17 protein-coding genes and 1 pseudogene are annotated in these 21,514 nt (G+C 67.2%); 15 read left to right on the plus strand and 3 right to left on the minus strand.

The window, feature by feature from the left end:
• The first annotated feature begins 17 nt into the window (after positions 1-17).
• The 4 genes from ACIGJD_RS01190 to atzF are packed head-to-tail and all read left to right on the plus strand — an operon-like array spanning position 18 to position 7,196.
• Positions 18-908, plus strand: a complete 891-nt coding sequence (locus ACIGJD_RS01190; protein WP_483687936.1) for an urea amidolyase associated protein UAAP1 — start codon at positions 18-20, stop codon at positions 906-908.
• Positions 905-1,600, plus strand: coding sequence for an urea amidolyase associated protein UAAP2 (locus ACIGJD_RS01195; RefSeq protein ID WP_483687937.1), 696 nt, complete (start codon positions 905-907; stop codon positions 1,598-1,600). The genes ACIGJD_RS01190 and ACIGJD_RS01195 overlap by 4 nt, the downstream gene beginning before the upstream one ends.
• Complete coding sequence (gene uca / locus ACIGJD_RS01200) at positions 1,597-5,325, plus strand: urea carboxylase (RefSeq protein ID WP_483687938.1); 3,729 nt, start codon at positions 1,597-1,599, stop codon at positions 5,323-5,325. The genes ACIGJD_RS01195 and uca overlap by 4 nt, the downstream gene beginning before the upstream one ends.
• Positions 5,322-7,196 (plus strand): allophanate hydrolase, encoded by a 1,875-nt coding sequence (gene atzF / locus ACIGJD_RS01205; protein WP_483687939.1) that lies wholly within the window; start codon positions 5,322-5,324, stop codon positions 7,194-7,196. The genes uca and atzF overlap by 4 nt, the downstream gene beginning before the upstream one ends.
• Here the strand turns inward: atzF and ACIGJD_RS01210 are convergent.
• A pseudogene (locus ACIGJD_RS01210) lies at positions 7,174-8,086 on the minus strand (alpha/beta fold hydrolase). The gene atzF and the pseudogene ACIGJD_RS01210 sit on opposite strands and share 23 nt — an antisense overlap.
• A 68-nt stretch (positions 8,087-8,154) precedes the next feature.
• Between ACIGJD_RS01210 and lysS the strand changes: the two are divergent.
• From lysS to ACIGJD_RS01260, 10 genes are all read left to right on the plus strand, one after another.
• Positions 8,155-9,693, plus strand: a complete 1,539-nt coding sequence (gene lysS, locus ACIGJD_RS01215) for a lysine--tRNA ligase (protein WP_483687940.1) — start codon at positions 8,155-8,157, stop codon at positions 9,691-9,693.
• 2 nt (positions 9,694-9,695) lie between these two features.
• Entirely contained in the window at positions 9,696-9,872 is a 177-nt protein-coding gene (locus tag ACIGJD_RS01220) for a hypothetical protein (protein WP_483687941.1), read from the plus strand.
• A 138-nt stretch (positions 9,873-10,010) separates the two neighbouring features.
• Positions 10,011-10,343 carry a histone-like nucleoid-structuring protein Lsr2 gene (locus ACIGJD_RS01225; protein WP_286400989.1) on the plus strand — a complete coding sequence of 111 codons (333 nt, stop codon included), beginning with the start codon at positions 10,011-10,013 and terminating at the stop codon, positions 10,341-10,343.
• 364 nt (positions 10,344-10,707) lie between these two features.
• Positions 10,708-13,200: an ATP-dependent Clp protease ATP-binding subunit gene (locus ACIGJD_RS01230; protein ID WP_142131592.1), complete on the plus strand. Its 2,493-nt coding sequence runs from the start codon at positions 10,708-10,710 to the stop codon at positions 13,198-13,200.
• A 350-nt stretch (positions 13,201-13,550) separates the two neighbouring features.
• Entirely contained in the window at positions 13,551-15,674 is a 2,124-nt protein-coding gene (locus ACIGJD_RS01235) for a S9 family peptidase (protein ID WP_483687942.1), read from the plus strand.
• A gap of 161 nt (positions 15,675-15,835) precedes the next feature.
• Entirely contained in the window at positions 15,836-16,345 is a 510-nt protein-coding gene (locus ACIGJD_RS01240; RefSeq protein WP_142131588.1) for an amino-acid N-acetyltransferase, read from the plus strand.
• Positions 16,346-16,596: 251 nt separating this feature from the next.
• Positions 16,597-17,598: a dihydroxyacetone kinase subunit DhaK gene (dhaK, locus tag ACIGJD_RS01245; protein WP_483687943.1), complete on the plus strand. Its 1,002-nt coding sequence runs from the start codon at positions 16,597-16,599 to the stop codon at positions 17,596-17,598.
• Positions 17,599-17,600: 2 nt separating this feature from the next.
• Positions 17,601-18,233, plus strand: a complete 633-nt coding sequence (dhaL, locus tag ACIGJD_RS01250) for a dihydroxyacetone kinase subunit DhaL (protein ID WP_142131584.1) — start codon at positions 17,601-17,603, stop codon at positions 18,231-18,233.
• Positions 18,230-18,940, plus strand: a complete 711-nt coding sequence (gene dhaM / locus ACIGJD_RS01255; RefSeq protein ID WP_483687944.1) for a dihydroxyacetone kinase phosphoryl donor subunit DhaM — start codon at positions 18,230-18,232, stop codon at positions 18,938-18,940. The genes dhaL and dhaM overlap by 4 nt, the downstream gene beginning before the upstream one ends.
• Positions 18,941-18,975: 35 nt before the next feature.
• On the plus strand, positions 18,976-19,149 hold the full coding sequence (locus ACIGJD_RS01260) for a hypothetical protein (protein ID WP_483687945.1): 174 nt from the start codon (positions 18,976-18,978) through the stop codon (positions 19,147-19,149).
• A 30-nt stretch (positions 19,150-19,179) separates the two neighbouring features.
• Here the strand turns inward: ACIGJD_RS01260 and ACIGJD_RS01265 are convergent, their stop codons facing one another.
• Both ACIGJD_RS01265 and ACIGJD_RS01270 read right to left on the minus strand, forming a co-directional pair.
• The gene (locus tag ACIGJD_RS01265) at positions 19,180-19,611 is read right to left on the minus strand and encodes a DUF3592 domain-containing protein (RefSeq protein WP_483687946.1); all 432 of its coding nucleotides are present in this window, start codon (positions 19,609-19,611) and stop codon (positions 19,180-19,182) included.
• A gap of 58 nt (positions 19,612-19,669) precedes the next feature.
• Complete coding sequence (locus ACIGJD_RS01270; RefSeq protein WP_483689561.1) at positions 19,670-20,488, minus strand: HhH-GPD family protein; 819 nt, start codon at positions 20,486-20,488, stop codon at positions 19,670-19,672.
• Positions 20,489-20,761: 273 nt separating this feature from the next.
• On the opposite strand from ACIGJD_RS01270, the gene ACIGJD_RS01275 reads away from it, so the two are divergent.
• Positions 20,762-21,457, plus strand: a complete 696-nt coding sequence (locus tag ACIGJD_RS01275; RefSeq protein ID WP_483687947.1) for a hypothetical protein — start codon at positions 20,762-20,764, stop codon at positions 21,455-21,457.
• Positions 21,458-21,514: the final 57 nt, after the last annotated feature.

The raw sequence follows: 21,514 nt of genomic DNA on the forward strand, positions 1-21,514 counted from the left end.
ATCAGTACAGGACTGACATGACACAGACCCTCGAAACACCAGTCACCGGCGCGTCAACCAGCGGGACGGCCACGACGGCCGGCGCCCGCGCCCACGCCAGGGAACAGCACGGCAAGACAGCGGACACCATGCGCTTTGTGCCCGCAGCTTCCGCCCCGGCGCACCTTTTGGCGGGAACGCCCGACGGCGTGGTCCCCACGTGGGCGGAATCCCTCGCCTTTGGCCGCTACACCACCATGGCGCTGGCCCGCGGCAGCCGCATCCGCCTCACCGACATCGCCGGCGACGCGTGCGTCCACGCACTCCTCTACCGCGCCGGCAACCTGCACGAGCGGCTGAACATCGCGGACACCGTCAAGGTCCCATGGCAGGCCTACCCTGGAGCCGGGCACCCGCTGCTGTCCGACGCCGGCCGGCTGATGGCCACGATCGTCGCGGACACCTCCAGCCGGCACGATGCCCTCACCGGCGCCACTACACTCGCGGGGAACACCGCGAAGTACGGAGCCGGAACCGCCCACAGCGCCTCCCCGGCAGCTCGCGAACTGCTTACTTTGGGCGCCCTTAAGAACGGCCTGGGCACCAGGGACGTGGCGCCGTCGCTCGCCTTCTTCAAAGGCATCACCGTTGACCCGGCGGGCAGCATTACCTTCACCGGAAGCGCCGGGCCGGGCGCCGCCGTCGAACTGCTGCTCCAGATGGACGCCGTGCTGGTCCTGGCCAATACCGCCCACCCGCTGGACCCCCGCCCGGACTTCACCGGCACCGCCGTCGACATCGTCTCCTGGCACGCGCCCAAGGATCTCGAGGAACTGGAAGCGGGCGGCCTCATCGGGCCGTTGGCACCCGAACACCTGCAGGCCCTCCGCAACACCGACCACGACCTCACGGCAAGGAACGCCCGATGAACACCGCCACTTTCACCGAAACCCCCGCGGACACCAAGCCCATCTCTGACGCGGCGGCTACCGCGCTCGCCACCGGCCCCGTGATCCTGGACGAATTCGTCGAAGCCCGCGGCCCATGGTCGGCGGTGGTGGCGGCCGGTGACGTCCTGACCATCGTGGACCTGGAGGGCAACCAGGCCGTCGACTGCCTGCTGTATTCCGCCGCCGACACCACCGTCCGCTACTCCGCCTCCGCAACGATCGCAGTGCAGCAGTCCATCGTCCTCACCACGGGCTCGGTCCTAAGGGCCGACACGGGCACACCACTGATGACCGTGGTGGCTGACGAGGTGGGGGTGCACGACACCATTGGCGGTGCCTGCTCGCAGGAATCCAACACCCTTCGCTACGGCCAGCACACACGCGAACAGCATGCCTGCGTGGAGAACTTCCTGATCGAGGGCTCACGCTGGGGCCTGGGCAAGCGGGACCTGGTGTCCAACATCAACTGGTTCATGAACGTCCCGGTGGACCCGGACGGCGCCTTGGGCATCGTTGACGGCCTGTCCGCCCCCGGCAAGCGCGTGGCCCTCCGTGCCGAGGTGGACACCCTGGTCCTGGTCTCCAACTGCCCGCAGATCAACAACCCCTGCAACGGGTTCAACCCCACGCCTGTCCGCATGATCGTCACAAGGCCGGAGGCTGCACGATGAGTACCTTTGACACCCTGCTGATCGCCAACCGCGGCGAGATCGCCTGCCGCATCATCGAGTCCGCCAGGAAGCTGGGGCTGCGAACCATCGCCGTCTTCTCGGAGGCGGACCGCGGCGCCAGGCACGTCCGGCTCGCCGACGAGGCCGTGCTCCTGGGGCCCGCACCCGCCAAAGAGTCCTACCTCCGCGTCGACGCGATCCTGGAAGCTGCCAAGGCCAGCGGCGCGGGCGCCATCCACCCCGGTTACGGGTTCCTGTCAGAGGACGCAGACTTCGCCGAGGCCGTGCAAGCGGCCGGACTTGTCTTCGTGGGCCCCACGCCCGACCAGCTGCGCATCTTCGGCACCAAGCACACAGCGCGCGACGCCGCCCGTGCGGCCGGGGTGCCGATGATCGCCGGCTCCGGGCTGCTTGAGGACGTGGACGCCGCGGTCGCGGCCGGCAAGGAGATCGGCTTCCCGCTGATGCTCAAGGCCACCGGCGGTGGCGGTGGCATCGGCATGACCGTCTGCCGTTCCGAGGCAGAGCTGGCCGAAAGCTTCCCCCGCGTGGCCCGGCTGGCCAGTGCCAGCTTCGGCACCGCGGGCGTGTTCGCCGAACGGTACGTGGAAAACGCCCGCCACGTGGAAGTGCAGGTCTTTGGCGACGGCGAGGGCCGGGTGGTGAGCCTCGGCGACCGGGACTGCTCGCTCCAGCGCCGCCACCAGAAGGTCCTCGAGGAAGCACCTGCCCCGGACCTCCCCGGCGCGCTGCGGGCGGAACTGCACCGTACATCCCGCGCCCTGTGCGCCTCCCTTAACTACCGCTCCGCCGGCACCGTCGAATTCGTCTACGACCCCGCCCGCAAGGAAGCCTCCTTCCTGGAAGTCAACGCCCGGCTCCAGGTGGAACACCCCGTCACCGAAGCCGTCACCGGCGTCGACCTGGTGGAATGGATGCTCCGCCTGGCTCAGGGCGGCCCGGACGCCAAGGCCGTCCTCGGCCACGTCCCGGACGCCCTGCCCGTGACCGGCCACGCCGTGGAGGCCCGAGTCTACGCCGAGGACCCAGCCCGCGGCTTCCAGCCCAGCGCCGGAACCGTCACCAACGCCGCCTACCCCACAGCGGACCAAGCGAGGGTGGACGCCTGGGTGGAAACCGGAACCGAGGTGGCCACCAACTACGACCCCCTCCTGGGCAAGATCATCACCTCCGGCGCAAGCCGCTCAGACGCCTTCGACCGGCTCGCGGCAGCCCTGGAAAACACCCGCATCGACGGCATCGAAACCAACCTCGGCATGCTCCGGGCCGTCAGTGGAATGGACGTGGTCCGCAGCGTCCAGCACTCCACCAGCACCCTGGACAACGTTGGCGACCCCGAGCCGCGCATCACCGTGAACCGCCCCGGGCTGCAGACCACCGTGCAGGACTGGCCGGGCCGCACCGGGCTGTGGCAGATCGGTGTCCCGCCCAGCGGCCCCATGGATGATCTTTCCTTCCGCCTTGGCAACACCGCACTGGGCAACCCGGAAGGCGCCCCCGGCCTGGAGTTCACCATGACCGGCCCCAGTCTCACCTTCACCCACGCCACCACCGTCTGCGTCACCGGCGCAGAAGTAACGGTGACGGTTGAGGGTGCGGAGGTGCCTGCGTGGACCCCCGTCACGGTCCCCGCGGGAGGAACGCTCGACGTCGGCACGGCCGCCGGGAAGGGCCTGCGCGGCTACATCCTGTTCAAGGGCGGACTGGACATCCCGGAATACCTGGGCAGCGCCTCCACCTTCACCCTGGGCCAGTTCGGCGGCCATGCCGGACGGGTCCTGCGGGCAGGCGACGTCCTTCGCACGGTGAAGTCCGGCGTCGAACAAGCCCCTGCGGCAGCGGTGCCGCTGGACAGCCGCCCCGCCCTGACCTCCACCTGGGAGCTCGCCGTAGCCGAAGGCCCACACGGTGCCCCGGAATTCTTCCGGCGCGAAGACATCGACGAACTGTACGCCACGGAGTACGAGGTGCACTTCAACTCCGCCCGCACCGGCGTCCGGCTCATCGGACCCAAGCCGCGCTGGGCCCGGACCGACGGCGGCGAGGCAGGCCTGCACCCGTCCAACATCCACGACACCGCCTACTCCGTGGGCGCCCTGGACTTCACCGGCGACACCCCCATCCTGCTCGGTCCCGACGGACCCAGCCTGGGCGGCTTCGTCTGCCCCGTCACGGTGGTGACAGCGGAGCGCTGGAAGCTCGGTCAATTGCGCCCGGGGGACAAGGTCCGGTTCGTGCCCATCAAAGCCAGCCAGGCGCCGTCGGCCAAGGACCTGGGGCCAGGCCGGCAGCTGGTGCTGCCGGGCGATGCCGGGTGGTCGTCAACCCCTTCGCTGGGCAATCCGGCACGTTCGTTCCAAGGCGATGGCGACGACGGCGTGTTGGCCCGGGTGCCGGAAGGTTCCGGCCGTCCGGCGGTCACCTACCGCCGCTCGGGTGATGACAACCTGCTGGTCGAATACGGCGACATGGTCTTGGACCTTGGCCTGCGCGCCCGGGTCCACGCCCTGCACCAGCAGATCGAAGGGCTCCGGGTGCCGGGCGTCGTGGACCTGACCCCGGGCATCCGGTCGCTGCAGATCAAGGTGGACCCGTCCGTCCTGTCCACCACGCGGCTGCTGGACCTGGTGCAGGAAGTCGAGGCCGCCCTGCCTGCGAGCTCCGAACTGGTGGTGCCCAGCCGAACCGTACGGTTGCCGCTGTCCTGGGACGATCCCGCCACCCGCGAGGCTATTGAGCGGTACATGGCAGGCGTCCGCGACGACGCCCCCTGGTGCCCCTGGAACATCGAGTTCATCCGGCGCATCAACGGCCTGGACTCGGTCAACGACGTCTTCGACACCGTCTTCAACGCCAAGTACCTGGTCCTGGGCCTCGGCGACGTCTACCTCGGCGCTCCGGTGGCCACGCCGCTGGACCCCCGCCACCGCCTGGTAACCACCAAGTACAACCCGGCCCGCACCTGGACGCCGGAGAACGCCGTGGGCATCGGCGGAGCCTACATGTGCATCTACGGCATGGAAGGCCCCGGCGGTTACCAGTTCGTGGGCCGCACCACCCAGGTCTGGTCCCGCTACGCCGACGCAGCCCCGTTCGAGCCCGGATCGCCCTGGCTGCTGCGCTTCTTCGACCGCATCTCCTGGTACCCGGTCAGCCCGGAAGAGCTCCTGGACCTCCGTGCCGACATGGCCGCGGGCCGGGGACGGGGCGTGGAGATCGAGGAGGGCACGTTCTCGCTGGCCGAGCACGAACTCTTTCTGGCGGAGAACCGCGGGTCCATCGACGCGTTCCGGGAAAAACAGGGAGCGGCCTTCGCAGTGGAACGCCAGGCCTGGGCCGACGCCGGCGAGTTCGACCGGGCGGAGGCCCTTGCCGCCGTCGTTGCCCCTGACGCAGATGAAGTGGAAGTCCCGGAGGGCGGCTCGCTGGTTTCGGCACCGTTCGCCGCCAGCGTCTGGAAGGTGGACGTGGCGGAAGGCGACCGAGTCGCCAAGGGCCAGCCGCTGGTCTCGCTGGAGGCCATGAAGATGGAAACCGTCCTGGAGGCTCCCTGCGAGGGCGTGGTGCTCCGCGTCCTGCCGGCCGCGGGCTCGCAGGTGGTGGCCGGCGAGCCCGTGGTGGTCTTGGGTGGCAGTGAGCTGGAAGCCGTTGGTACGGACACCCTGGACCTCGAGGCGCAGGAACTGGAAGAGGCAGCAGTATGAACATCGCATCCACTGGCAGTGCCACCCGCCGGGTCAAGGCAGCGCTCGCGGCGATTGAAAAGGTGGACCGGCCGGAAATCTGGATCACGCTTCGAGGTGGCGAGGACCTGCTGGCCGAGGCCGCCGAAATCGACAGGGCCGTGGCAGGTGGCGCGGACCTGCCACTGGCCGGATTCCTGCTCGCCGTCAAGAACAACGTTGATGTGGCCGGCATCCCCACCACGGCAGCCTGCCCAGGGTTCGCTTACACCCCGGACAAGGACGCGGACGCAGTGGCCCGACTCCGCGCCGCCGGTGCCCTGGTCCTGGGGGCCACCAACCTGGACCAGTTCGCCACGGGACTGGTGGGGACGCGGAGTCCGTACGGCGCAGTCCGCGACTCACGCCGGCCGGACTACATCTCGGGCGGCTCCAGTTCCGGCTCCGCTGTTGCAGTGGCACTGGGGCTGGCGGACATCGCGATCGGGACTGACACTGCCGGCTCTGGCCGCGTCCCGGCCGGCCTGCAGGGCATCGTTGGGATCAAGGCCACCCTCAATGTGGTCTCCACAGCCGGGGTGGTGCCCGCCTGCCGGTCCTGGGACGCCGTCACCATCTTTGCCCGGCACTTGGCCACCGCCGAACTGGCCATGGGCGTTATGGCGGGAGACGCCCGGGCCTGGCCCGCGGACATCCGGCTCGCCGCGCCGTCCAGGCCTCGAGTGGCCTATCCGGCCGCACTGCCTGCGCTGCCGCCGGAGTGGGCAGCAGAATTTGTCCGGCAGGTTGACCGCCTGCGCGCCTCGGGAGTGGACGCCGAACCAATCGAATTCGGCGACTTCCTCCAGGCAGCCCGGCTGCTGTACGACGGCGCGCTGGTGGCCGAGCGCTACGCCGCCGTGGGCAGCTTCGTGGAGGCTGCGTCAGTTGAAATGGCCGACGGCGCCGAGGGCAGTGCGGGCATCGATCCCACGGTGCGGGGCATCATCAGCGCGGCCGGCACAGTGCCCGCCCACCGGTACGTCGCCGATACCGCCAGGCTGGACGAGTTGAAGGCCACGGCCATGGCCCGGCTGGAAGGCTTCGACGCGCTCCTGGTCCCCACCGCGCCGTTCCACCCCACGCTTGCCGAGGTGGCTGCGGACCCCGTGGGCGTGAACTCCCTGATGGGCACCTACACCAACTTCTGCAACCTTTTTGATCTTTGCGCAGTGGCCATCCCCGCCGGGGAGGTGGACGGCGCCCAGTTCGGGCTCACGGTGGTGGGCCGGACCTTCGCCGACGCTGTGGCTGCGGACATCGCGCGCCGGATCGAAGCTACACCGCCCGCTCCGGAACTCATCGCCGGCGTAGCAGCGGTTCCCGGCAACCAAGCCGGGGCCGGCACTGAAGCCGGCCAGCCGTCGTCGTCCGTTCCCTGGCCGTTGGCCGCGGGCGCGGTGGCCGTTCCGCTGGTGGTGGTGGGTGCACACCGCAAGGGACAGCCGCTGGCACCGCAGTTGGAGGAACCCGGAGCGTTTTGGGATGGCCCGGTCCGCACAGCGGCGCGGTACCGGATGGTGGCGCTGGATACCGTGCCGCCCAAACCCGGCGTCTACCGGTCCGACGACGGCGCGGAACTGGTGGGGGAGCGGTGGCTGGTGTCCCCGGCGGCTTTGGGGACTTTCCTGGCCGCCCTTCCCGAACCCATGCTGCTGGGCTCAGTGGTGCTCTCCGACGGGACCACCGCCGTCGGGTTTGCCTGCGATGCCGTTGCCGCTGCAGATGGGGAGGACATCACCGCGTGGGGCGACTGGCTGGCGGACCGGAGCGCGGAACCAAAGCCGCGCACGGTGTGGCGGAACCTCGGGGAAGCAGCGTTGGCGGGGTTCAGCCGCGGGGAGCGGGGATAGCGCCAGCCTGGTCGGGGCGGGCCTCCCCGTCCGGACGTTCGTCCTTGAAGTATGCCGCGATGGCCGCCACCAGTTCCTTAACGGCTGCGGGGACAGAACCGTGGAAGCACTTCGGCGAGAGCTGGTAGGTGCTGCCCGGCACGGCCGCATGAAGCCTCTCGGCAGTCACCCGGTAATAGCTGGGACTCTTCCCGCCGGCCATGAAGTGCGTTCCTGCGGGCAGGACGCTGAAGTCCCGGGCATGGTCTTTTTCGTCGTAGGCCGCGCAGCTCGCCCACACCACTGGGCATCACCTGCCGGAAGATTTTGTTCACCTTGGTCCCGGAGAGGACTGCCATCAGGCCGGCCAGGACGGGTTCCGGGATCCTGGCCATGGCCGAGCCCGGGCTGGTGGCCTTCTTCATGTGCGCAAGGGCGTGGCCCACCCTGCCGTTGTTCACGGCGTCCTCGAACCCATCCAGCCACCGGGTGTCGATGCTGCCGTCGATGTTCACCGCTGCGTCGTACACCGCCAGCTTGTCCGGGACAAACGGTGTCCCCGTGAACTCCTGGACCGCGTTAAGGGCAACCGATCCGCCCAGGCTGTGGCCCAGGATGTTCCGGGCGCCGGTGGCGGTGAGGACGGTCCGGACATCCCCGATCTCGGTGGCCATGCTGTAGTCAGGCGGCTGTTCGGACGAGTTGCCCCTGCCCCGCCGGTCATAGACGTCAACGGCCCACCCGTCGCCCAGGCCCTTCGCCAGCGCAATGGAGAACGGGCGGTAGATCAGGGCCGTGAGGAACGCGCCGCCGATCAGCAGCACCCGCTTTTCGCCCGGCGCATCCTCGGCGCCGTAGCTGTACAAAGCCAGCCGGCCGCCGTCGTGCGTTGGAAGGACCCGTTCTTTCACCAGCCCATCCTAGGCAGCAAGGCTGCGCGGCAGCTGGGAACCCGGGTGGCCAATGCCCGGTAAACTTGATGATTGTGACTTCCCAAAACACCCCCGCGCCCAAGAATGCCCCAGAGCCCGTCGATGCCAGCGAGCAGATGCGGATCCGCATGGAAAAGCGCGCCAAACTCCTTGAGCGCGGCACTGAGGCATACCCCGTGGGAGTGGAACGCACGCACTCGCTTGCCGAGATCCGGGAAAAGTACGCCCACCTTGAGGCGGACGACACCACCGGCGACATCGTCGGCGTCACCGGCCGCGTGGTCTTTGTCCGCAACACCGGCAAGCTCTGCTTCGCCACCCTGCAGGAAGGCGGCACCGACGGCAAGGGAACGCGCCTGCAGGCCATGCTGAGCCTGGCCAACATCGGGGAGGAAGCGCTCGCCGACTGGAAGGCCCTGGTTGACCTGGGCGACCACGTGTTCATCAAGGGGGAGGTCATTTCGTCCCGCCGCGGCGAGCTGTCCATCATGGCGGATTCCTGGTCCATGGCCTCCAAGGCCCTGCGCCCACTGCCGGTGCTGCACGCGGACCTGAACGAGGAGACCCGCGTCCGCCAGCGCTACGTTGACCTGATGGTCCGCGACGAGGCCCGCGAGATGGTCTACACGCGCGCTGCCATTACCCGTTCCATCCGCGAAACGCTGTTCCGGCACCGCTACGTGGAGGTGGAGACGCCCATCCTGCAGTTGGTCCACGGCGGTGCCCTGGCGCGGCCGTTCGAGACCCACATGAACGCCTTCGACCAGAAGATGACCCTGCGCATCGCCACCGAGCTGTACCTCAAGCGTGCAGTGGTGGGCGGCATCGACCGCGTCTACGACATGGGCCGCGTGTTCCGCAACGAGGGTGTTGACTCCACCCACAGCCCCGAGTTCACCACGCTGGAGTGCTACGAGGCCTGGGCCGACCAGTTCGTCATGGCGCAGCGGATCAAGGAAATCATCCTTGACGCCGCCGACGCCGTGGGTGCCGGGCGCGTCCTTCAGACCGAGGCGGGGGAGATCAACCTCGACGGCGACTGGGCCTGGCTGCCCGTCTACCCTGGGCTTTCCGACGCCGTTGGGCAGGAGATCACCCCGGACACCCCGGTTGAGGTGCTTCGGGAGCTTGCCGCCAAGCACGACGTCAAGGTGGATCCCAAGTGGGACGCCGAGAAGCTGGTGGTGGAGCTCTTCGGCGAAATCGTCGAGCCCACCCTGCTGAACCCCACCTTTGTCTACGACTACCCGCCCTCCGCGCAGCCGCTGGCCCGGCCGCACCGCGAGGACGGCCGGCTGATCGAGGCCTGGGACCTGATCATCGGCGGCATGGAGCGCGGCACGGCTTTCTCCGAGCTGATCGACCCCGTCATCCAGCGCGAGCGGCTTACCGAACAGTCCATGCACGCGGCCGCCGGGGACGTCGAAGCCATGCAGCTTGACGAGGACTTCCTGCGCGCCCTCGAATACGGTGCTCCCCCCATGGGTGGCATTGGCCTGGGCATCGACCGGCTGGTGATGCTCTTCACCGGTGCCGGTATCCGCGAAACCATCCTGTTCCCCCTGCTGAAGCCCGAAGGGCACTGATCATGGAATATGTAGCTGTACTCCTTCCCTCCCTGGTGGTGGGCCTGCTGTTCTGGTTCGCCATGAAAGCCATTTTTAACGCTGACAAGGCCGAGCGGCAGGCGGAGGCCCGCGCCCAGGCCGAGGCGGATTCCCTCCCGGCGCAACCCACGGACGGCCCGGGTTTCGAATCCAAATAGATAAAACCCCCTACTTTCGGGAATTATCCCCAAGGAACCATTAGGCGCTTTGACGCGTTGCCAAGATAAGAGTCATACTTTTTTTGGGAAACATCCTGCTTTTCTGAAAACCGACTTTCCAGCAAGAGGAAGACCTTAATGGCACAGAAAGTAAACATCATCCTCGTTGATGATCTGGATGGGGGATCCGCAGACGAGAATGTTAAGTTCGGCCTCGACGGGGCCAACTACGAGATTGACCTGTCGGCAGCCAATGCCGCTGAACTTCGGTCTTCGTTGGAGAGGTTCATCAACGCTGCGCGCAAGGCGTCCGGAGGCCGCAGCCAGCGGGCCACCAAGGCATCCACCGGGGGCCGCAGCCACGATTCAGCACAAATCCGGCAATGGGCACGGGATAACGGCTACACGGTTAACAGCCGCGGCCGAATTCAGGCCGAAATCCAGGAAGCCTACCAAAAGGCAAATTCCTAGGGCCGGCTTTAGCTCCACGGAACCCCGCTTACCGCCACACGGCGGTGCGGGGTTTTTCAATTTCCCGATAATCCTGCTATGGGCGGGATCCGTCCATGCGCCAATTGCCGTATTCCGGGGGCTTGCTGCAGCTGGACGGCCTCCGGAAGTATTTGGGTTCCTGTGCGCTCCATGACCTGGCGAACCCCGGGGGCCCGGTTTCAGTGCCTGCCTCCAGCACGTTTCCCGGCCGGTTCCGCAGCGCTGTGCTCCACTGCTGCGTCTATTCCCGCAAGAGGCCGGGTTTCCCCTGTGGCGAACACGCTCCACATCGCCGGACGGGCCACGTAGCATCAAAGTACGTCGTAGCTAGGAGTGTGGCGAAATGTTTGAGCGATTTACGGACCGTGCCCGTCGCGTAGTTGTGCTTGCCCAAGAAGAGGCACGCATGCTGAACCACAATTACATCGGTACCGAACACATCCTCTTGGGTCTGATCCATGAGGGAGAGGGCGTTGCCGCCAAAGCTCTTGAGTCCTTGAGCATTTCGCTCGACGGCGTTCGCGAGCAGGTGCAGGAGATCATCGGGCAGGGCCAGCAGGCTCCCTCGGGTCACATCCCCTTCACCCCCCGTGCCAAGAAGGTACTGGAGCTCTCGCTGCGCGAAGCCCTGCAGCTGGGCCACAACTACATCGGCACCGAGCACATCCTGCTCGGCCTGATCCGCGAAGGTGAAGGCGTTGCCGCCCAGGTTCTGGTCAAGCTCGGCGCCGACCTGAACCGGGTCCGCCAGCAGGTCATCCAGCTCCTCTCCGGTTACCAGGGCAAGGAAACCACCGGCGCAGGCGTCGGCGGCGGACAGCCCGAGGGCGCACCCGCCGGTTCCGTAGTCCTGGACCAGTTCGGCCGCAACCTGACCCAGGCTGCGCGCGAGAACAAGCTGGACCCGGTCATCGGCCGCGAGCAGGAAATGGAACGCGTCATGCAGGTCCTTTCCCGCCGTACCAAGAACAACCCTGTCCTCATCGGCGAGCCCGGCGTCGGCAAGACCGCCGTCGTCGAAGGCCTTGCCCAGGCCATTGTGCGCGGCGACGTCCCGGAGACTATCCGCGACAAGCAGCTGTACACCCTGGACCTCGGTTCCCTGGTGGCAGGCTCCCGCTACCGCGGTGACTTCGAAGAGCGCCTGAAGAAGGTCCTCAAGGAGATTCGCACGCGCGGCGACATCATCCTGTTCATCGACGAGATCCACACCCTGGTGGGTGCCGGTGCCGCCGAAGGTGCCATCGACGCAGCCTCGATCCTGAAGCCCATGCTGGCCCGCGGCGAGCTGCAGACCATCGGTGCCACCACCCTGGACGAGTACCGCAAGCACATCGAGAAGGACGCCGCCCTGGAGCGCCGCTTCCAGCCGATCCAGGTCAAGGAACCCTCCGTGGCGCACGCCATCGAGATCCTCAAGGGCCTGCGCGACCGGTACGAGGCACACCACCGCGTCACCATCACCGACGGGGCCCTGGCCTCGGCCGCCAGCCTCGCAGAGCGCTACATCTCGGACCGCTTCCTCCCGGACAAGGCGATCGACCTGATCGACGAAGCCGGCGCCCGGCTGCGCATCCGCCGCATGACCGCTCCGCCGGAGCTCAAGGCCATGGACGAGCGCATCGCCAAGCTGAAGATGGAGAAGGAATCCGCCATCGACGCCCAGGACTTCGAAGGTGCAGCTTCGCTCCGCGACAAGGAGCAGAAGATGATCTCCGAACGCGCGGAGAAGGAGCGCAACTGGAAGTCCGGCGGCATGGACGACATCTCCGAAGTGGATGAGGATCTCATCGCCGAGGTGCTGGCCAACTCCACCGGCATCCCCGTCTTCAAGCTGACCGAGGAAGAATCCTCGCGCCTGCTCAAGATGGAAGAGGAACTGCACAAGCGGGTCGTCGGCCAGGACGAGGCCATCAAGGCGCTGTCCCAGGCCATCCGCCGCACCCGTGCAGGGCTCAAGGACCCCAAGCGCCCCGGTGGCTCGTTCATCTTCGCCGGCCCCACCGGCGTCGGCAAGACCGAACTCGCCAAGGCACTCGCGGAGTTCCTGTTCGGTGAAGAGGACGCCCTCATCACCCTGGACATGTCGGAGTACTCCGAGAAGCACACCGTTTCGCGGCTCTTCGGTGCCCCTCCGGGCTACGTGGGCTACGAAGAGGGTGGCCAGCTGACCGAGAAGGTCCGCCGCCGTCCGTTCTCCGTGGTGCTGTTCGACGAAGTTGAGAAGGCCCACGCGGACCTCTTCAACTCGCTGCTGCAGATCCTGGAAGACGGCCGCCTGACCGACTCCCAGGGCCGCGTGGTGGACTTCAAGAACACCGTGATCATCATGACCACCAACCTGGGTACCCGGGACATCTCCAAGAGCGTCGCCACCGGCTTCCAGTCCGGCACCGACACGCAGACCGGCTACAACCGCATGCGTGCCCGCGTTACGGAGGAACTCAAGCAGCACTTCCGCCCCGAGTTCCTGAACCGTGTTGACGACGTCGTGGTGTTCCCGCAGCTCACCCAGGACGAGATCATCGAGATCGTGGACCTGTTCGTGACCCGCCTGGAGAAGCGCCTCAAGGACAAGGACATGGGCATCGAGCTCACCAAGGCCGCCAAGGTGCTCCTGGCAACCCGCGGCTACGATCCCGCCATGGGTGCCCGGCCGCTGCGCCGCACCATCCAGCGCGAGATCGAGGACCAGCTCTCCGAGAAGATCCTCTTCGGCGAGATCCACACCGGCGACATCGTCGTAGTGGATGTCGAAGGCGAAGGCGACGACGCGAAGTTCACCTTCGCCGGCAACGCCAAGCCGCGCATCCCGGAAATCGCCCCCAGCGTCTAAGCGCAACACCGAAAGCCCCGCCACTCCAAAAAAGGAGCGGCGGGGCTTTCGCTCTTTAACGACACCGTGGTTGGGTCCGGTGGCGGGCATCAGAGATTTCCCGGCGCCTGCTCGTTCCTCGCTTTGACGGCGCCTACATAAATCCCTGATGTCCGCCACCTCGTGCCGGGAGGCGCCAAGCGAGGGCGCCGGGGTCATTTGTGTAGCTTGCGTCAAAGCGACGAAGGAGCAGCAAGCGGCAAATGGCGCCGGGGCCGGAGCGGACCCAGCCGCGGAGAGGCACCCACGCACGTGGCCGGGCGCCGTGTGGCGACTGTGATGGCGGGCACAAAACGTGTTGAATCGGGAGCATGGCTAATCAGAATCCGGCGATCCCGGACGAGCAACCACTGACCCCTTTCCACGACCTCGACCATTACCTGTCCATCCCCCGGGTAAGCGGCCTGGCCCTGAGCCCGGACGGCTCGCGGCTGGTAACCACGGTGAGCACCTTGAACGGCAAGGGCACCGAATTCGCCAGCGCCCTGTGGGAGCTGGACCCTGCCGGGCAGAAGCACGCCCGGCGCATAACCCGCAGCGCGAAGGGCGAAGCCGGCGCCGCCTTCGCGGCCAACGGGGACGTCTACTTCACATCAGCCCGTCCCGATCCGGACAGCCCGGACGAGGATCCGGTGAGTGCGCTGTGGCTGCTTCCGGCCGACGGCGGTGAAGCGCGCGTGGTCCTTAGCCGGCCGGGCGGCGTCAGCAGGGTGATCACTGCCAAGGGCGCAGATGCTGCGTTTGTGACCGCCGAGGTCCTGGCGGGGTCAGCCGATGAGGAGGACGATGCCGAACGGCGCAAGTCCCGCAAGGACAGGAAGGTCTCGGCCATCCTCCACAGCGAATATCCGGTCCGTTACTGGGACGCGGACCTGGGGCCGGGCCAGCCGCGGATTTTCGCGGTGGAAGAAGGGGAAATCGAAGGAGCCGGCAAGCCAACAACGATTGACGCCACCGCACCCTTGGTCCTGCGCAACCTCACCACCGACGCCGGACCGCGGCTTCGGGAGGCGGAGACCGTGGTCAGTCCCGACGGGAAGACCATCTACAGCGGCTACACCAGGCCCCTTGCCAAGGCAGACAGCCGGTCCATCCTGGTGGCCGTGGATGTGGCGTCCGGCAACCTGAAGGTACTGCTGGACCAGGAAGGCATGAACTACTTCCCGGGCCCGGTCAGCCCCGATGGGCGCACGCTTGTGGTGGTCAGCGAGAGCGATTCCACCCCGCGGCGGGCCCCCGAGATCAAGATGCACCTGCTTGACGTCTCCGGCCAGGCAGCGGAGGACGGCGCCGGGCTCCAGCCTTTGGCGCACGACTGGGACCGCTGGCCCAAGCCGGCCGCGTGGCTTCCGGACGGCTCCGGCCTCCTGGTCACAGCGGACGACGACGGCGCGTCGCCCGTTTTCCGGGTCAGCGTTCCGTCGGCCGCCGCTGAGGTGGGCGTCACCCGGGTGACGCAGGACGCTGCGGCCTACTCCGACGTCGTCATTTCGCCGGAGGGGCGCAGCGCCTATGCCCTGCGCAGTTCTTACGGGTTCCCTGCCGAGGCCGTACGGATCGACCTTGCCACTGGGGAAACCACCCGCCTGCCTGCTCCAGCTGACCGGCCGGCCTTTCCGGGCAGGCTGGAGCGCATCGCCGCAACCGCTGCCGACGGCTCGCGCGTGCCCGCCTACCTCGCCCTCCCGGAAGGTGCTTCCGCTGACCAGCCGGCACCGCTGCTCCTGTGGATCCACGGCGGCCCGCTGGGATCCTGGAACGCGTGGACGTGGCGATGGAACCCCTGGCTCCTGACCGCGAAGGGGTACGCGGTGCTGCTGCCGGATCCGGCGCTGTCCACGGGTTATGGGCAGTCGTACATCCAGCGCGGCTGGGGTGCCTGGGGGAAGGCGCCCTTCACGGACCTCATGGCAGTGACCGATGCCGCCACAGAGCGCCCGGACATCGACCAGACCCGGACCGCGGCGATGGGCGGATCCTTCGGCGGCTACATGGCCAACTGGGTGGCGGGCAACACGGACCGGTTCAAAGCGGTTGTTACCCACGCCAGCCTCTGGGCCCTGGACCAGTTCGGGCCCACCACCGACGCATCGCAGTATTGGCTGAAGGAAATGACCGAGGAGATGGCGCTGGAGAACTCGCCGCACCTCCACGCCGAAAACATCAGCACCCCTATGCTGGTAATCCACGGCGACAAGGACTACCGGGTACCCATCGGCGAAGGCCTTCGGCTCTGGTACGAACTGCTTTCCAAGTCAAAGCTGGCGGCGGACCAGGACGGCCAGACGCCGCACCGGTTCCTCTACTTCCCGGACGAGAACCACTGGGTCCTCAAGCCACAGCACGCCAAGGTCTGGTACCAGGTGGTGGAGTGGTTCCTGGCAAAGAACGTCCTGGGCCAGGACCTCGACCTGCCGGCCGAACTCGGCCTCTAATCTCTCTCTGACCGGTACAGGGCACCGCCAGGCGGGGCAGCGCAAACGGTGAAGGGGGCTGAGGTATTTACGTAGCGTGCGTCTAAGCGAGGAACGAGCGAGCACGCGGTAAATGCCTCAGCCACCGAGCCGCGAGCCGTCACGCCTCGTAGGATGGCCTTGTGACCGACTCCTTCCACATCCGCCCAGCACGCACCAGCGACGTCCCTGCCATCAAGAGGCTGGTGGCGCCCTTGGCCGAGGAGCGCATCCTGATGGCGAAGGAGACGGTGGCCTATTACGAGAGCCTCCAGGAGTTCCGCATCGCCGAGTCCAGCGACGGCGAAATGATCGGCTGCGGAGCGCTGCATGTCATGTGGGAGGACCTGGCCGAAATCCGCACCCTTGCAGCGTCGGGGGAGTGGCGCGGCAAAGGGGTGGGGCATGTGCTGGTGGAGAGCCTGCTGGAGGAAGCCAAGGCGCTGGGAGTGTCCCGCGTCTTCTGCCTCACCTTTGAGGTGGACTTCTTCAAGCGCCATGGCTTCGAAGTGATGGCAGACCAGTCAGCGGTGGATCCGGAAGTCTATTCGGAGCTCCTGCGCTCCCACGACGAGGGCGTGGCTGAATTCCTGGATCTGGCACGCGTCAAGCCCAACACCCTGGGCAACACCCGGATGATCCGCGCACTGTAACACGGCGCCCGGAGACAGCATTCGGCAAAGCCCTCTTTGCTTTACTCGAATTGATGGATAAACTGCTGGAGGCCGATATGTGGGGGGCCGCAGGAAAGGGACAGTCATTGGGGGCTGTCCCTTTGCTGCGTCGAAGGCACAAGCCTGTGGGTTAAGTGCGGAAAAGCGGGCTGGACGAACCTACCGCCAGCCGCGATCCCGGTAGTAGGGTCAGACACACATCCTTCAGGAGCACAGCCAGGAGCAACGCCATGAAGAAACTCATCAACGATCCAAAATCCGTTGTCCAGGAAGCTGTCCAGGGCTTTGGCCTGGCACATGCCGCACTGGTCACCGTCAGCGAAGACCCCATCTACATCACGCGCAAGGACGCGCCTGTGGCCGGCAAGGTGGGGCTGGTTTCCGGCGGCGGAAGCGGACACGAGCCGCTGCACGCCGGTTACGTGGGGCAGGGAATGCTCGACGCCGCGGTGCCGGGGGCGGTGTTCACCTCACCTACGCCGGACCAGATCCTTCCCGCCACCCTCGCAGTGAACTCAGGTGCCGGCGTCGTGCACATCGTCAAGAACTACACCGGCGACGTGCTGAACTTCGAGACGGCTGCCGAACTGGCTGAGGCCGAAGGCGTCAGTGTCCGTACCGTCCTGGTCAATGATGACGTGGCGGTGGAAGACTCGCTGTACACCGCAGGCCGACGTGGTGTGGGCGGCACTGTGCTGGTGGAGAAGATTGCGGGGGCCGCGGCCGAACGCGGTGACGACCTCGACGCGGTTGCCGCCATCGGCGAACGGGTAAACGCCAACGTCAGGACCATGGGCGTGGCGCTGTCCGCCTGCACCGTCCCGCACGCCGGCACACCCAGTTTCGACCTCGCCGAGGATGAAATCGAGATCGGCATCGGCATCCATGGTGAGCCGGGCAGGCACCGGATTCCCATGGAAACCGCGGACAACATCACCAACCGCCTGCTGGAGCCCGTCCTGGCCGACCTCAAGATCACCTCCGGGGACAAGGTGCTGCTCTTCGTCAACGGCATGGGCGGCACCCCGCTGAGTGAGCTGTACATCGTGTACCGGCGGGCGGTGCAGGTACTCAGAGATGCCGGCGCCACGGTGGAACGCTCGCTGGTGGGCAACTACATCACGGCCCTGGAGATGCAGGGCTGCTCCATCTCCGTCCTGCGGCTTGATGATGAGATGACGGAACTCTGGGACGCGCCCGTGCACACCCCCGCGCTGCGCTGGGGCGTGTAACCGTGGTTTTGGACGTCAACTGGGCCGTGAAGTGGCTGACGCTGTGTGCGCAGGCCATGGCTGAACACCGCGTTGAACTCATCGAACTGGACCGGGCCATTGGGGACTCGGACCACGGCGAGAACATGGACCGCGGGTTTCAGGCTGTGCTGGCCAAGCTCGGCGAATCAACACCGGAGACGCCCGGCGCTGCGTTGAAGATGACCGCCATGACGCTGATGTCCAAGGTCGGCGGCGCCGCAGGCCCCCTCTACGGCACGGCCTTCCTTCGCGCCGCCACCGCACTTGGAGATTCCGCTGAGGTTGATGCGGCCGCCCTGGCCGGGGCCCTGGCGGCTGCGCGGGACGGGATTGTGGCGCGCGGGAAGGCGGAGTCCGGGGACAAGACCATGGTGGACGCCTGGACTCCAGCTGTCGACGCTGCCCGGGCGGCAGCTGACGGCGGCAGCGCGGATGTCCTGGGCGTCCTGGTGGCGGCCGCCGAGGCAGCGGAGGCCGGGGCCGTGGCAACCGATCCGATGGTCGCGCGGAAAGGCCGGGCCAGCTACCTGGGCGAACGCAGCGCCGGCCACCGGGACCCCGGCGCGGTGTCCAGCGCGCTGATCCTGCGCGCAGCCGTTGGGGCGGCTGCGTGACCGTCAGCATCGTTGTGGTGTCCCATAGCGAAAAAATTGCCGACGGCGCCGTGGAGCTTGCCGCCCAAATGGCGCCGGACGTGATGATCCTGCCTGCCGGCGGCACCGACGACGGCAGGATCGGTACCAGCCTGGAGAAGGTCCTCGCAGCCCTGGAAAAGGCCGGCGAACAGGCAGGAGGGGAGCCTGGCCCGGATGGAACCGTGGTCATCACGGACCTGGGATCGGCAGTGATGACAGCGGAATCGGCGCTCGAATTCCTGGAGAACCCGGCCGGCGTCCTGCTCGCCGACGCGCCGCTGGTAGAAGGTTTGGTAGCCGCCGCCGTCGCTGCCCAGGGTGGAGCTGACGTGCAAGCGGTACGGAAAGCGGCTGAAGCTGCAGGGGGCCCGGCGCATCCGGCTGGATCGGCCGCATCCCGGGCGGTGGAGCCTGTCACCAGCGCCCCGCCCGACAGCACCGGGGACTTCGAACTGGTCAACCAGGCAGGCATGCACGCGCGGCCTGCCGCAAAGGTGGCCGGGGGACTGGCTTCCCTGGATGCCGAGGTCACCATCAACGGCGTGGATGGCGCGTCCATGACCGGGTTGATGACCCTGGGCGCCGGCAAAGGCACCGTGCTGCACGTGGAAGCGTGGGGCCCCGATGCGGAACGTGCCGTGGAGTATGTGGGCGGCCTGGTGGAGGCCGGCTTCGGCGAGCCCTGACCACCCCGGCCGTTCCTGCTAATAAGCTCGGTGGCATGGAACGGCCGCTTACAGACAACTCCCAGGAAATCGAAGTGCTGGACGGTCAGATCTCCGTGGAGGAACTGCTCGCCGAACTCGGCTTCAACTGGACGGCAGAACCTGTGGGCGGCGGCCCGGCAGCCGGCGCCTCCGAGGGCGACGACTTCAGTCAGCCCGCGCTGTTCTAGCTGGCCGCTCCTGGTCCGGCCCGGGTGTCACTAACCCAGCGGGAAGACCCCGATAAACCAGAACGAAACCACGGCAAAGACTGCGAAAAACGCAATCAGGCAGCCCATTACGGTACGCGGTTCTGAGGAAACCTGGAGCGACTCGTTCGGGTTGACAGGGTTGTAGGCAACCTCGATCAGCGAGCCCGGTGCCGGCTGCTCCACCGTTGAAATCTCTGACTTTCCCATGAAGAGGGTGCCCTGCGGATCGGTGAACTGGTAGGTGGGGTAGTAGCGCAGGTTTCTGCTGGAGCCGCCGGCGCCGCCGGTCCATCCCGTGGCGCTGCCGGTGACAGTAGCCTGCGCCTTGGGCCACGCTGCCATCTGTTGCTGCTGGCGCTTGGTCCTCCGTGCGGTGTAGACCAGCGAAAATATGGCGGCGGCAACAAACAGCGCCCACACGATGTACAGGATGGTTTTCATGGTTCCCCCGGTTCCGGTCACCAAGAAGTATGCCATCCCGGCCCCCGCGGCCGGTTGCTCAGGCTGGCAGCCGCAAGCCGCCGTCGTGCATCTCCGCCAGCCCGTCCGCCAGCAGCCCTGCCAGCGCCCGGTCCAGTTGCTCGGGGGCGGAGTTGAGCCGGTGCAGGGCGGCCAGGGGCACGCCGATTCCCTCCGGCGCGTAACCAAGATCGGCGGGTTCGCGGTGGAACATGTCCGGCGGCACGGGTGCGTCGGCCAGCCGAAGCACGGCCAGCACGGCGCCGCGGACCTGGCGGTCGGTGCCATGCCACGCCTGGCCCTTGGGAACGTACGACGGCGGGGGCTCACCGGCGGCGAGCCAAGCGCAGGAGTCTCTCACGGGACAGTCGGCGCATTTGGGTGCGCGGGCCGTGCATACCAGCGCCCCCAGTTCCATGACTGCGGCGTTCCAGCGCACGGAGGTTTCGTCATTGTCCGGCAGCAGGGCGGCAGCAAGGCGCATTTCCGCCGCCGTCAGGGCCGGGGCGGGCAGCGCCGTGCCGGAGATGAGCCGGGCGTGCACCCTGCGGATGTTGGTGTCCACCACCGTTTCCCGACGGCCGTAGGCAAAAGCTGCCACGGCCGCGGCGGTGTAACTGCCCACGCCGGGAAGCGCCAGCAGTTCCGCGTAAGTGTCGGGGACCTTGCCGGCGTGGTCCTGCACGATGGCCGTTGCCGCGGCGTGCAGCCTCAGGGCCCTCCGGGGGTAGCCCAGCCGGCCCCAGGAACGGACAGCTTCGCCTGCCGGTTCACCTGCCAGGCCGGCGGGAGTGGGCCAGCGCTTGAGCCACTCGTACCAGACCGGGAGCACCCGGACCACGGGGGTCTGCTGCAGCATGATTTCGCTGACCAGCACGCCCCAGGGAGAGCAGTCAGGTTCCCGCCACGGCAGGTCGCGGGCAATGCCGGCGAACCAGTCGTTGATCCGCCGGTGCAGCAGCTCCAGGTCCGTGGAGGCGACTGGTGCGTCCGTAATGGGGGAGGTTTGAGTTTCGATGCCAACACTGTAGTGGATGGATTCCGGCGCGCCGAAAACCGGTGTGACCAGAGCAATGGTCTGGCGGCGGCGTGGTGGCCGTGCAGAACCGGAGGCGTTCCCTAGCCTAGAAGGATGGGCAGGCAAGGCAATTCATCAGCACGCGGCACGTCGGGTTCCAGCAGCGTCCGGAAACCGAGCGCCGCTGTGTACCGCCGCCGCCGGCTGGTTGTTGGCGGCGCCCTGCTGTTCGTAATCGCACTCGTGGTCAGCGGTTTTGCCTTGGCGGGCGCCTTCAAGGGCGGTTCGCAGCAGGCCTCTTCCACCACGGCTTCTCCCACTGACCGTGCCTCCGCAAATCCGGCTGCCTCAGCCACTCCATCTGCCTCCGCCTCGGCAACTGCATCCGCCACGCCGTCGCCCACTGCCTCCGCAACCCCCGCCTGCAACCAGAACCTGGTGACGGTCACTGCCTCCACCGACAAGCCCGCCTACGGCCCCGGCGAAAACCCGATGCTCACCCTGAAGGTGACCAACGGCGGCAAGGTCCCCTGTGAGGTCAACATAGGCACCTCGCAGATGGAATTCCTGGTGACCAGCGGCTCGGACCGGATCTTCTCTTCCAAGGACTGCCAGGCGTCCAGCGAGGACCTGGTGAAGGTTATTGCGCCCGGCGCCAGCGAAACCGCCAACTTCCCGTGGAACCGGAACCGCAGCGCCGATGGCTGCAAAGAGGTGGCCGCCGCTCCGGGCGGTGGCGGGGCGTACTACATCTACACAGCGAAGCTGGGCTCACGGGCCAGCCCCAAGGCCGTCTTCCAGCTGAACTGAGCGCCCACTTCATCGAGTGCTCCGTAATTGCCGTTTTCAGGCTCCGTAACGACAACT

The organism is Arthrobacter sp. E1SS-5, from assembly GCF_057073715.1.